The 12,488-nt window shown below is 43.3% G+C and carries 9 protein-coding genes and 1 pseudogene; 7 read left to right on the top strand and 3 right to left on the bottom strand.

From position 1 onward, the window contains the following. Positions 1–5: 5 nt before the first annotated feature. Entirely contained in the window at positions 6–1,007 is a 1,002-nt protein-coding gene (locus ACFVRY_RS02305; protein ID WP_387496768.1) for a MerR family transcriptional regulator, read from the bottom strand. Positions 1,008–1,169: 162 nt separating this feature from the next. On the opposite strand from ACFVRY_RS02305, the gene ACFVRY_RS02310 reads away from it, so the two are divergent. Then, positions 1,170–2,603 carry an alpha/beta hydrolase family protein gene (locus ACFVRY_RS02310; RefSeq protein ID WP_387496771.1) on the top strand — a complete coding sequence of 478 codons (1,434 nt, stop codon included), beginning with the start codon at positions 1,170–1,172 and terminating at the stop codon, positions 2,601–2,603. 26 nt (positions 2,604–2,629) lie between these two features. Here the strand turns inward: ACFVRY_RS02310 and ACFVRY_RS02315 are convergent, their stop codons facing one another. Then, positions 2,630–3,616, bottom strand: coding sequence for a MerR family transcriptional regulator (locus ACFVRY_RS02315; RefSeq protein ID WP_387496774.1), 987 nt, complete (start codon positions 3,614–3,616; stop codon positions 2,630–2,632). Positions 3,617–3,821: 205 nt separating this feature from the next. Then, a complete protein-coding gene (locus tag ACFVRY_RS02320; protein ID WP_387496777.1) occupies positions 3,822–5,174 on the bottom strand; it encodes a DJ-1/PfpI family protein in 1,353 nt (450 codons plus the stop codon). 298 nt (positions 5,175–5,472) lie between these two features. Here ACFVRY_RS02320 and ACFVRY_RS02325 point away from each other — a divergent pair, with 298 nt between their 5' ends. The 6 genes and pseudogenes from ACFVRY_RS02325 to ACFVRY_RS02350 all read left to right on the top strand — a co-directional run bounded on the left by ACFVRY_RS02325 (position 5,473) and on the right by ACFVRY_RS02350 (position 12,437). Beyond that, complete coding sequence (locus ACFVRY_RS02325; RefSeq protein WP_387496780.1) at positions 5,473–6,009, top strand: GyrI-like domain-containing protein; 537 nt, start codon at positions 5,473–5,475, stop codon at positions 6,007–6,009. 99 nt (positions 6,010–6,108) lie between these two features. Next, positions 6,109–6,755 (top strand): annotated as a pseudogene (locus ACFVRY_RS02330) (oxidoreductase); the annotation flags it as partial. 730 nt (positions 6,756–7,485) lie between these two features. Then, entirely contained in the window at positions 7,486–8,244 is a 759-nt protein-coding gene (hisA, locus tag ACFVRY_RS02335) for a phosphoribosylformimino-5-aminoimidazole carboxamide ribotide isomerase (protein WP_387496782.1), read from the top strand. A 209-nt stretch (positions 8,245–8,453) separates the two neighbouring features. Then, positions 8,454–9,446, top strand: coding sequence for a sugar ABC transporter substrate-binding protein (locus ACFVRY_RS02340; RefSeq protein WP_387496785.1), 993 nt, complete (start codon positions 8,454–8,456; stop codon positions 9,444–9,446). Continuing rightward, complete coding sequence (locus ACFVRY_RS02345) at positions 9,443–10,894, top strand: sensor histidine kinase (RefSeq protein ID WP_387496788.1); 1,452 nt, start codon at positions 9,443–9,445, stop codon at positions 10,892–10,894. The genes ACFVRY_RS02340 and ACFVRY_RS02345 overlap by 4 nt, the downstream gene beginning before the upstream one ends. Beyond that, positions 10,887–12,437 carry a response regulator gene (locus ACFVRY_RS02350; RefSeq protein WP_387496790.1) on the top strand — a complete coding sequence of 517 codons (1,551 nt, stop codon included), beginning with the start codon at positions 10,887–10,889 and terminating at the stop codon, positions 12,435–12,437. Before ACFVRY_RS02345 ends, ACFVRY_RS02350 begins: the two co-directional genes overlap by 8 nt. Positions 12,438–12,488 lie beyond the last annotated feature (51 nt).

Consider the following 12,488-nt stretch of genomic DNA (forward strand, 5'->3'; position numbering starts at 1 on the left):
TCATGTTACAAATTCATCTTGCGCTGCAAGTTTTGAAAGAACACGAGATTCCCTTCTGAGAATAAATTTAGTTGAGGGCTCATGATGGAACATAACCTGTTGAATCGTTCAATAAGAGGCGTGCGAGCCTGCCGGGCATGTTCGATATAGGATTTAAGGAAATCCTCGTTATAGATGGTTTGTTCTACATTGCCGTATAGCGAGAACGACTCTTTAATGATCGCCTGAACTTCAGGACTGTCAGCTGGCTTTTTGGTCTCCACCGCCTGGGACAATCGAAGATAAAAATGATCCAGTTTCTTGATCCATGTAGCTGCATCATAGCGGGGCTGAAGTTCTTTAATGAAGAATGTGTAATTAGTGTTCTTCACATCTTCGAAATATTGAGGATCATTTAAAATTTCTTGCAGCTCATTCCAGGCAGCTATTTGTTTCGCTGTTGTCTTTTCTTGATTCACAATATATTTATTGAAATAATGCAGCATAGGATCCTGCCATTCTGGAGGAACTCCATCAAAGAGATCAGAAGATTCCACTTTCTCGCCAATAAATTTTTTTCGTTTATCAGTATTTGATGCTTTAGCTTGAACGAGATCGTAAATGTAATGTATGGAGGAATCCCCTTGTTGCTGCTTTGCTTGTTGTAGAATAGAGATCATATTCGTAAGCGCGCTAACCTGAATGGATAGTGATTCAATCTGCCAATCGAGTGCTTTGTCAACCGATAAGGCCCCGGATAAGAGCTGACTGATGTCTTCAATACTAAAATCCAAATAGCGCAGCGTTGTAGTAAGCTCTAAACGCCGAATATCTTCCATCGTATATAACCGGTGTCTTCCCTCCGTATGAGTGGAGGGCTTAACCAATCCAATCTCATCGTAATAGCGGATGGTTCTGACCTTAGAGCCAATCATTTTGGCAACTTCCCCAATTGAAAAGGTCTGTAGTTCTATATCGCTGTCTGAATACAAATGATGCGCCTCCAATGCTAGAACTTCTGTCAACATGACTAAAGGTTTAATGCAATTATACTGCGCACTGCTTATTGAATTCCAGCCGTATTTCCTGCATTAAGATAGCTTCAAAAGGACTCGAATCTCACCTCTTGGAGATAATAAGTTGTATTAGCTAGTGCTAGCAACTTACAATCTGCATGGAGGTCATTACATATGAGGTTTTTTGAAATTTTGTTAGTGGTTTTTAATATCTTACTATGGGGCTGGATTCTATTCGCTAAGAACAAGACGCAGCGTGGCCTGTTCACTCTATTCGTGATTTCCGCCATCATCATGTTGATGCATGGAATCATAGAAGGTATGCGCTGGTCGATGATCCCGGCGTATGTGTTGACGGCAGTGCCACTTGTATTTTTCGTTATCAGATTGAGGCCGAAGTCTCACAAAGCTGGAGTACAAACACCTCGAAAAAGATCAACTGCAAAACTCATTTTGGTGACCTTGCTGACCGTTATTTATTCAGCCGTAGCGGTAGCCTTACCGCTCGTGCTTCCCGTATTCACTTTTGAGAAGCCGAGAGGCCCTTACAAAATCGGTACGGTTACTTATGATTGGAAAGATAATAGCCGGGACGAGATCCTCACGCCTGATCCTAACGACAAACGCGAATTAATGGTACAAGTCTGGTACCCTGCTGATGCTCAAGCGAAAGGGAAGACTGGAGTATATCATTCGAATATCAAAGCCTTTGCTGAGGGATATAGTAAGATGTTTCATGTCCCTAAGATGTTGTTTACTTCTATAGGTTATGTGAAGACGCATGCGATAGAGAATGCAGCAATTTCTAATGCAGCGCCGTCCTACCCGGTGCTTCTATTTTCACATGGTCTAACGGGGAATAAAATGCAGAACACTTATCAGGTCGAACAATTGGTTAGTCATGGTTACATCGTGGTCGGCATAGACCACACCTATAGCAGTACCGCTTCTGTTTTCCCGGATGGACGGGTGGCACCATTAATCGAGCAAGAGAGCAAATCCATTGCTGATCTGGATCATGCCAATGAACAATGGGTAGAAGATGCCAAGTTTGTACTGGATCAGGTGGAGGGGCTGGCGGCGAATGATCCGGACCAGCGTTTTACCGGGCGGATGGATATGAATCATGTGGGGATGTTCGGTCATTCCTACGGCGGAGCGACCAGTGTGCAAATGTTAATGACGGATTCCAGAATCAAGGCAGGGCTTAACATGGATGGCATATTATATGGTCAGCGACGTATACCGGAAGAAGGGCTGAGTAAGCCGTTTCTGATGATGAGTGCGGATTCCACTGTAGAGTATATTCACACAACGACAGATGGCCCGATTGATATGAAGAAGGAGGTCCTGCCGCGGTTCGCTAATATCACTAAGGGCGGAAACTACTGGATGATCCTGAACAAAACGAGGCATGGCAGCTTCACTGATTTTGTTTTGTTCACACCGGTTTTCCAATTCATGCAGGGAAGCGATATTCGAGAGACCCATGATCGCATTAGCGATTATTCGCAGGATTTCTTTGATCATTACTTGAAAAAGAAGCCTTTCCGGCTATTGGAGCAAAATATTGGAGAACATCCGGCTTTTACGATTTTACATGACTAAATATAACTGAGAACAACCCAAAGGCCTTAGCTTTTGGGCTGTTCGCTTGTCTGGTTGCGTAATTCCAGCTTCCGTTGCAAGTTTTGAATAAATACGAGATTTGCTTCTGCGAGCAAGTTTAACTGTGGGCTCATAATGGCACATAACCTGTCTATGCGTTCAATAAGAGGTGTACGAGCCTGCTCGGCCTGTTTGAGATGGGATTTAAGGAAATCCTCGTTATAGAACGTTTCCTCCGTATTCGCATATAGCGAGAGTGTCTCTTCTATAATGGCTTGAACCTCGGGACTGTCAGCAGATTTCTTTTTCTCCACCGCTTGGGTCAATTGGACATAGAATAAATCCAGCTTCTTGATCCAGGTATCTGCGTCATAGCGGGGCTGAAGTTCTTTGGTAGAAGAGGCAAATCCCGTATTTTTCACATCTTTTATAAACTCGGGATCGTTGATGATTTCTTGCAGCTCATTCCAGGCGGCTATTTGTTTTGGGGTAGTTTTGTCTTGTTGAACAATGCATTTATTGAAAAAATACAGCATGGGATCCTGCCATTCCAAGGGAACTCCGTCAAAGAGTTCAGTAGCGGCCACCTTTTCGGCAATAAACTGTTTTCGTTTTTCAACATTTGAGGCTTTGGCTTGAACAAGATCGTACAGATAACGCATGGAATCCCCTTGCTGCTGCTTCGCTTGCTGTAAAATAGAGATCATATGAGTAAGCGCATTAACCTGGATGGAGAGGGATTCCATCTGCCAATCGAGTGCTTTATCGACCGATAAGGACCCTGATAGGAGCTGGCTGATATCTTCAATGCCAAAATCCAGATAGCGCAACGTTGCTGTAAGTTCTAGACGCCATATATCTTCCATTGTATATAAGCGATGTTTACCCTCAGTATGGCTAGTGGACTTCACTAATCCAATTTCATCGTAGTAACGAATGGTTCTGATTTTAGATCCAATCATCTTGGCCACTTCCCCAATGGTAAAGGTCTGCGCCGCAGCTTCTAAATTCATATCCTCTTGATCCTGCAGTTCGGTCTCGTTGTTCGAATACAAATGATGCGCCTCCAATGCTAGAACTTCTAATTACATCAACGAATGCTTCAAGGACAATTATACAGCGCTCTGCTTGTAGAATTCCAATCTTAACGTTTACAATTGAAGATAAACATAAAGCCACTCCGTTTATCGGGTGGCTTTTTTTAAGACTGATATGGGACTAGGCTTGTTTCTTACCGAAGAAACGTCGATCAATAAACGCGGCAATGATCACAGCGAGCATACTAAGTAAAACAGGTATACCAAACGCTTCAAGGGAGAAAGGCTTACCTTCCAGCTTCAGGTGGTCTGAGGCACGATATTCAAGACGTTTCGCGGCAAATTTCGCAGTTTGAACATCTTCCTGTTTAGCCAAATCCTCAAATGCAGGATCCATCGCAAATCGCTCTGACATATCACGGTGCAAGAATAGTAACTCTGCATGATTGCCGCTGTTATTCCATTGCTTAATGTCTTCGGCCGCTTTAGTCTCAGCGTCTGGACCAACGACAATCATTTTAGAGAGATTAGATACGTTTTGTGTTTGATAACGTGCGACTAGATTCAGGCCATGTTTCGTTACAATGGGTTCATTTTTACTGGATACCGTAAGTGTTCTTGTCGTCCCGGAAGCACCATATGTATCAAATGCAGCCGACAAATCGAGTTCATCCGCGCCATTGTACAAGAGTACACCTGCTTTGGGTTTGTTCCATTGGAAAGCATTATTTAATACGTATGTAATATCGCTAATTCCGGCATTAAAGGGTTTTACATTTGGATCTATAACGTAGTTATAAGAAGGATAGTTCATATTTTCTGCTACCTTTTTTGCAGCCGTATCACCCAACTGCTGCGAGATGACGTATAACGTAGCATCAATTCCTGAGGTCAGACCCGCAGAAGATACAATATTTCCTTGCGGCACGTAACGTTGATCCTTGACCCACTGAATGTCTGGGTATTTTTTAATCAGGCGGTTAATATCTCCCCAATGTGTAGTAGCTGATTTACCCTTTAATAATCCGGTATCGGCCAGGTTTTCTGCTCCGTTACAAATAGAGAGTAATATCGTATGGTTGTTCGAATGCTTTTGAATCCATTCACGAACAGGTGCATACTTGGTATCGTTCAGAATCGGCATAAAAGGAATGACGATAATATCCGGACTTTTGCTTAATTTCGTATCCATTTCGTCGAATGAATAATGCGGGATAACATCGAGTCCCCCAGTAAGCGATTTGATTTTACGATCTGGAGCAACTCCATACACGTTGTAAGCTTCTGTCATCGCAAACATCTCGTAAGGAACGAGGAAGTCGAACACCTCTGTCACTTCGTTCGCCAGTAGCACAGTCACTGTTGGTTTACTAGCGTCATATGGTGGTGTTTGTACATTCGCTAATGAAGGCGGAGTTTTATCGTAAAGTGACATTCCGGAATTCATTGTATGGACAAATCCGATGGCTCCTGTTCCTCCTACGATTAATACAAAAACAATTAGATAGATGGTAATGCGTAATACGGTTTTCATTTGATTTTCTCCTCAGCGGCAAATTATCTAGCCAGTAAAATATACCAAGCGGGGCGGGATTTATCATCAGCCTTGAGAGTGGAGTGGAGCTGGACCTAATGAGGGGAAGGGGCTAGCCTTAAGGCTGTGACATTTTTTTCACAAGACTCTTTCGGGCTATTATTATCTTGATTTTCCCCTCATGTGGAAAGTTTATAGTTAAGACAAGATTAAATCATTGCCAATGCGAAGAAAGGAGGAAGTACATGTTTAAGATTAGTGAGTTTTAGCAGAGGTGCATTCGCTGATTCAGTCGGAAATGGAGCGTTTAACGCGTATTGAGGCAAGCTTGCAGCAGATCGAACGGGAAGATGGCGGGATGCCCTTACATGAGGTGGTTGTTAAAAAGCTTGAACCGTTAACGGTCGTATCACTTAGAGAAACAACGAGCAGGGCAAGTATTCCTGGATTGTTCAAAGAGATCGACGAATATTTAAAATGGAGTGGAGTACTTCATTCGGTACCCCATATCGTGGTATGGCACAATTGTCTGGAATGCGAAAGTAGCATTGATCTGGAAATTGCCTGCCCCATACCCCCTAAATTGTTAGAAACGTCCCGCTTTCAGACAAGTGTTTTACCAAAAATGACGGTTGCATCCGTGACTCATCTTAGCCGTCCAGACTCTGATTCAATGGTGAGTGTTGATCTTGGTACCTGGATTGAAAAGAATGGTTACCATATAAGTCCGGAAATGCCGAGCATGGAAGTATATTTATCAATGCAAGAAGGCAGCGATAAGATGTACGTGACCGAAAGTCAGATGCCGATTGTGGGAGCTAGGTCGGCTAACTGAACGTAGGCCTAACTAAATAGAAGAGAAGGATGTATGCAAATGTCAAAACAATCTGCACTGTTTTCCCCATCTCCGATTGCTGCCTCTGGTTTTAAAGAACCGAAGGAAGCATCTATCGAAGATATCCATCGGTTAGTGGAGTCTTTTAGACAAGCTGCGCGCCGGGCGAAGGAAGCAGGTTTTGATATTATTGAAATTCATGCCGCTCACGGTCATCTCATTAATACGTTTTTGTCTCCGCTTACGAATCATCGAAAGGACGACTATGGCGGAAGTGAGCGCGACAGGTATTGCTTTCTTGAAGAAGTTATTGAAGCGGTAAAAATGGAATGGAAGAGTCCGTTATTTGCACGTATTTCCGCAAGTGAATATCACCCGGATGGGACACGCCTCAGACGTATGTGAAATATGCGAAGCTCATGTTAGAACAGGGTATCGACTTGATCGACTGCAGTTCCGGAGGGGTGGTGAATGTTCCTATTGATGTCTATCCCGGATATCAAATTCCAGCGGCGGCATGAATCAAGAAGGAAGTCGGAATTGCAACAGGTGGTGTAGGATTAATAAAATCTGGTCTTCAAGCAGAAGGAATTCTGAAGAACAATCGAGCCGATTTGGTCTTTATCGGTAAGGAGCTCTTGCGGAACCCTTACTGGGCTCAAACAGCTGCCATTGAGTTGAATCTTACCATTCCTTATCCGAAACCGTATCAGCTTTATGGATCGAATTGGTTTCCGGCAAATTGAAAGTGACGGCAAGAAAATGGTCAAAAGACTAATGAAATAGAGTCATAATAATTTTGCGGGGGATCCATTTATTCACCATACAATCCAAATACTCTATCAAAAACACTATGAGGCACCGAAGAGTCTGATCTGGGTAGCGTAACTCCGCAGTATAACTGGTGCCGTCTTCGATCAAGACTTTGACCGCCACCATGCCGCGCTTATTATTGATTTCGCTGCCTGTCAGGAGAGCTTTTCGCTCACTTGAAGTAGAAAGACCCTATTGTGAGGATATACATTATTTAATAGGATAAAGTTATCGGTTAAGAGAAGAAGGGGGAATCATTGAATAGTCAACCAAGGATTATAACATTTTCCCTTTTTATGGTTACCTTTTTGGCAGCTATTGAAGGCACAATTATATCTACTGCAATGCCAGTATTACGAAAGGATTACAAGGTATGTCCATGTATAGCTGGCTAAACACGATTTACTTGCTTGCAATGGTTATTTCAACTCCTATATACAGCAAATTGTCTGATATGTAAGCTAGAAAAAAGATGCTCTTATCAGGTATTATTATATTTTGATAGGTTTATTTTTGTCAGGTATAGCGTGGAACATGGAATCTCTTATTATTTTCAGAGCGATTTAATTAGAAATAAAGGACTTTTTCAAGAGCAAGGTTTGCTAGGTAAAAGAAATGAAGGAAAAGGTTTAGGGTTATAATTATTGTTATGGAGGTTACACTGTGAAATTTAGACCATGTATTGATCTGCACGATGGAAAGGTAAAGCAAATCGTTGGTGAAACGTTAAATGATAGCAAAGTAATCGAAAATTTTGTATCTCAGCATACTTCGTCTTATTATGCGGAGCTATTCAAAAAAGATTCTTTAATTGGTGGTCATGTAATCATGTTAGGCCCTAACAATGAAAAAGCAGCAAAAGAGGCTTTAGCAGCTTATCCAGGAGGGTTACAAATAGGCGGAGGGATAAGGGCGGATAATGCGTTAGAGTATCTTGAAGCGGGAGCCTCACACGTTATAGTGACCTCTTACATATTTAAGGATGGTAAACTGAGCTGGGAAAACCTGGACAAAATTTTAGAAACCGTTGGCAAAGATCGACTTGTTATTGATTTAAGCTGTAAGGAAAAGGATGGACGCTGGTACGTGGTGACAGATCAGTGGAAGAAATTTAGTGACTTTGAAGTAAATGAAGCAAATATTAAGCAGCTAGAGGGCTATTGTAGTGAGTTTTTAGTTCATGCTGTGGATGTGGAAGGGAAGCAATCGGGAATCCAAGAGAGTCTAGTAGAGGCACTTGCCAAGTGGACAACAATTCCAACTACATATGCAGGCGGGGCACGTTCATTAGAGGATATCGAAGTATTCTCTAAGCTAGGTGAAAATAAGCTGGATTTGACAATTGGAAGTGCGCTTTCTATATTCGGAGGGGCATTATCCTATGAGGTAGCATTAAAGAGATTTGAAGAGATTCAAGCATAACAAATGTAAAATTCAAGCCTTTATGAAGCGTGTATTTATGCTGCATGAAGGCTTTTTTCTGGTGTTGAAAGGGGAAAGGATGTTTGATAAAGACGAAATTCACACATATCATAAATAAAGTTATGTAAACAAATAAGGGTTTCTCCTTGCGGTGATTACTAGAGATGATATAATACAGTCACCACAAATTATGGAAGCGAGGTATCCTGTTGAGAAAAACTGTAAGTATCTTACTTGGGATAGCCTGTCTTACCTTTATAGTCCTTACTGTCATTTCATCCAGCCGCCTATTCTCGCTTGACCGCAAGCTTGTTCAATCCTCGGATCAAACGGAGGAAAGTAACAGGCAGGAGCAATATCGGCTGGTTCTGATCACGAGGGATCAGGACACACCCTTCTGGGACCAGGTGAGCTACGGAGCCAAAAAGGAAGCTAAGAAGGATGGGGCGAATATTGAAGTATGGGGGAGCTACGGCGAGGATCAGGATAATTTCCTTAAAGGGATAGAAATTGCGATTGAATCACGGGTAGACGGAATTATTGTTCAAGGTCTGGATAGTGATGATTTCAAGAACTTGACCAAAATCAAGGCAGCTTTCTATGGTATTCCGATTATTACAGTTGCAAATGATGTGCCTATGGGCGAAAGTCTCCGTAAGACATATGTTGGCTCTGATCAGTATTTAGCTGGACAGATGATTGCTAAGCAACTGATCGCTGATATAGATAAACAGGGGATCGTTGTAGTCATAGGAGATAGTCGTAACGAATACTATCAGCAGCAACGGCTCCGGGGGATTCAGGACGTTCTTCGTGGGTATCCAAAGATTGTATCGGAATATGTGTCAACGGGAGCTGCAAGAGAACAGGTAATAGCCGCTATACGCGAAACGATGAACATGCAGCCTGATGTAAACGCGTTCATCTCAGTGAATGCTAATATTACCGGTTCTATGATTCAAGAGATCAGCAGAAGATCCCGAATTGAACCCTATGCGATCTATTCGTTTGATGATAGTCCAGATGCCATGACCTTACTCAAGCAGGGTAAACTTGACGGAATACTCAAGCAATCTCCGGAGGAGATGGGGAAGATTAGCGTGGAAATGATGATGAAATGGCTGAAGGGTGAAGTCGTTCCCTTGAATACTACCGGATATTTAACGGATATAGAAATACTGAAGGAAGTAGGCACCCCATGATTAGTATCCAGCGTAAAATATGGACACTTGTTGCCGTTATCATTTTTTTTATGGCTGCGATCTGGATTGCCTTAACCTATTACAATCAGAAGACGCAAGACCAATATAACAATATTCTGCAGCGATATTTAAGAATGAATGAGGTAACAACAGAGAGCCAGAAGACGATAGCTGCCCTAAATAATTTCCTGCTGGACCCTTCGGCCAAAAATCTGCAGCAATTGCATTGGAGTGAGGAACAGCTTCGGAGCGCAAAGGTCAGTGTGAGCAGTTTAAAAAACAATGAGAACGTTTACATATTGATGAATTATATGAATTTGATTGACAGCCTGCTGGAGACTACAGATAGAGCAGTTCTCTTTCAGGCTGAGAAGGAGACAGAGGACTCCACCAAGGCATTTTCGGAAGCGACACGTATCTCGAAGTATATATCGGAGATGACGCTGTCTCTGCTTAATTCGGAGCTAAAAACCTACGACCGTTTCTATCGGGGCATTATTGAACAATCTACAGAGCTGAAGAAGCTTGGCATCTGGCTATTGCTCTCAATCACTTTCTTTCTTCTGTTATTCACTTATTGGTTCTCGTTAGGCATTACCCGGCCGATTCTTAAGCTGACACAAGCGGCCAAAGAGCTGTCCAGAGGGCGCTTTGATCTGAAAGTAGAGGTGTCCTCAAGGGATGAAATTGCCTTTCTAGCCAGAATGTTCGAGCAAATGAGAGTTAATATTAACAATTTGTTTCAGGAAATCAAGGACAAAGCACAGTTAGAGAAGGAATTGCAGCAGAGCAAGCTGCTGCTTCAGGAGAGTCAATTACGTAGCCTGCAAAGCCAGATTAATCCACATTTCTTGTTCAATATGCTGGATACCATATCCAAGAAGGCCTATCTGGAAGGCTCTGAGGAGATTAGCGATTTGCTTGTCAGCATTGCCGGACTGCTTCGTTATAACTTGAAGCAACTGGACCGCTCGGTGACGCTTTATGACGAAGTTAAAGTATTCAAGCAGTACATGGAAATTCAGTCCGCTCGCTTTACTGATCGACTTAGGCTGCTTATTGACATAGAGGAAGAATGTCTACATATTCAGATTCCGGCGCTTACCTTACAACCTATTGTTGAGAATGCGGTAATTCATGCAATTGAGCCTAGTGTAGACGGCGGCATCATTACCTTTGTTATTCGTGATGAGGGAGAGCGAGTAAAAATTGTTATTAGTGATGATGGTCCTGGTATGGCTGAGCATAAAATAAAACAGATATTAGAGGGAGAACCTTCGCCTGAGAATGAGGGGCATTCCACCGGGATTGGGTTCAGTAACGTTGTACGCAGACTGAGATTATATTACGGCCTGGAGAATGTTATTGATATAGATAGCCGTTTAAATGAAGGAACCAAGGTGATATTGCGCATACCGAAGCTAAAGGGGATTGGCGGACATGGTTAAGCTAATGATTGTGGATGATGAGCAGGTGGTACGTGAAGGTTTGGTAGCGATATTGGGGAGAGGGTTTCCAGAGCTTGACTTGGAGATCTGGCAAGCAAGAAATGGCCAGATGGCACTTGAGATGGCTCGGTTGCACCAGCCGGAGTTGATCCTAATGGACATCAAAATGCCAGGAATGGATGGTCTTGAAGCGACAGAAGAGATAAGTAAAGAGCACCCAGCCATCAAATTCATTATGGTATCTGCTTATGACACCTTTGATTATGCTAGAAAGGCAATTCGCCTTGGCGTGAAGGATTACTTGCTCAAGCCTAGTAAGGCAAGTGAGATTATAGCGACCGTAGGAGCGGTATTGGCACAGATTGAAGAGGAACAACTACTTCACTCGGTGAATCAGCGTGAACGAGAAGCATTACAGAAGGTATTGCCTGTTGTGGAGACGGATATCGTAACCCAACTGTTATTCGATCATGTCCATGAGGTTCATTCCAATGAGCTAATGGCGCTTCTTGGAGTAACGACGGCTGATGCTATGTTTACTCTGAATGTGCTGTTGCCCCCTGCGTCAGAGGGATTGTACCCGTTAGTGAAGAGCAGGATCAGAAGCATGGGCAGTGGCTGGGTAGGCGCCTTGTTTGGCCGTCAAATTGCTGTCATTGTATTTCGTGAACAAGGGAAGACCTATCGAAGCCAAGCCATAGCTACAGTGCAAGAATTGTTAGGATTGGCGGGGCGTGCCAACCCTCAAGGGGGGTGGTTCGTTGGCATTGGCGGAGAATGCCGGTCACTGGATTATATTCGCCAGTCCTATCAGGAGGCCATGCTGGCTTCAATGGACCATACGCTTCCAGGCAGGTATCGTTTCTATGAGGATATGCCCACATTAGGCGTCATCCCTGCTGGGTATTCTGCTATACAGTGGGAGCGTACAATCGCGGAACGGATTCGGCTGGGAGAATGGGAGCAGATTCAGGAGATGGTGCTGGAGATGCTCCGTCGTTATGAGAGTGAAGGTGCAAGTCTGCTTCAAACGCAGCAGCGAATACTGGAGCTGGTATGGATAGCTTCTAGGGGAATCATGGAGATGGGAATTGAAATTGAGACACCGTTATATTCGTTCCAAGCTCAGGACTACCGCCAGCTACGGAGTGAAGCAAGGGCACTGCTTGAGGCCATGGAGCGGACTTGTGCGGGACACTTAGAACGTATGAATCCTGATACTGTTCAACAGCTGAGGCAATTTATTGTTGAACATTCGCACGAAGATATTACTTTGGAGAGCATGGGGCAGATGGTAGGTCTAAGTCCATTTTACATTAGCAAGATGTTCAAGGAGCAACTCGGCATTAATTATATTGATTTTTTAACGGAATGCAGAATTGAACACGCCAAGCGAATGATGAGTGATCCCGGTAAAAGTTTGAAAGAGATTACCTTTGAAATCGGCTACCATGATCCCAATTACTTCAGTAAAGTGTTCAAGAAGATGTGTGGGAAGTCTCCAACAGAATATCGCAAGCAACTGCTTGGGGGGAGAGGGTGAGATACAGGAGCATATCCTGAGCAGAAGCAGCGAATAATCGAAGGAGGCCGT

Origin of the sequence: Paenibacillus sp. NPDC057934, assembly GCF_042887565.1 — a bacterium.
Lineage (GTDB): Bacteria > Bacillota > Bacilli > Paenibacillales > Paenibacillaceae > Paenibacillus_AQ.

Excerpts from the sequence above, each read along its gene's own strand:
- ACFVRY_RS02320 (WP_387496777.1), bottom strand. The coding sequence starts at position 5,174 with ATGAAAACCGTATTACGCATTACCATCTATCTAATTGTTTTTGTATTA.
- ACFVRY_RS02345 (WP_387496788.1), top strand. The coding sequence starts at position 9,443 with ATGATTAGTATCCAGCGTAAAATATGGACACTTGTTGCCGTTATCATT.
- ACFVRY_RS02310 (WP_387496771.1), top strand. The coding sequence starts at position 1,170 with ATGAGGTTTTTTGAAATTTTGTTAGTGGTTTTTAATATCTTACTATGG.
- ACFVRY_RS02305 (WP_387496768.1), bottom strand. The coding sequence starts at position 1,007 with ATGTTGACAGAAGTTCTAGCATTGGAGGCGCATCATTTGTATTCAGAC.
- ACFVRY_RS02325 (WP_387496780.1), top strand. The coding sequence starts at position 5,473 with ATGGAGCGTTTAACGCGTATTGAGGCAAGCTTGCAGCAGATCGAACGG.
- ACFVRY_RS02350 (WP_387496790.1), top strand. The coding sequence starts at position 10,887 with ATGGTTAAGCTAATGATTGTGGATGATGAGCAGGTGGTACGTGAAGGT.
- ACFVRY_RS02315 (WP_387496774.1), bottom strand. The coding sequence starts at position 3,616 with ATGAATTTAGAAGCTGCGGCGCAGACCTTTACCATTGGGGAAGTGGCC.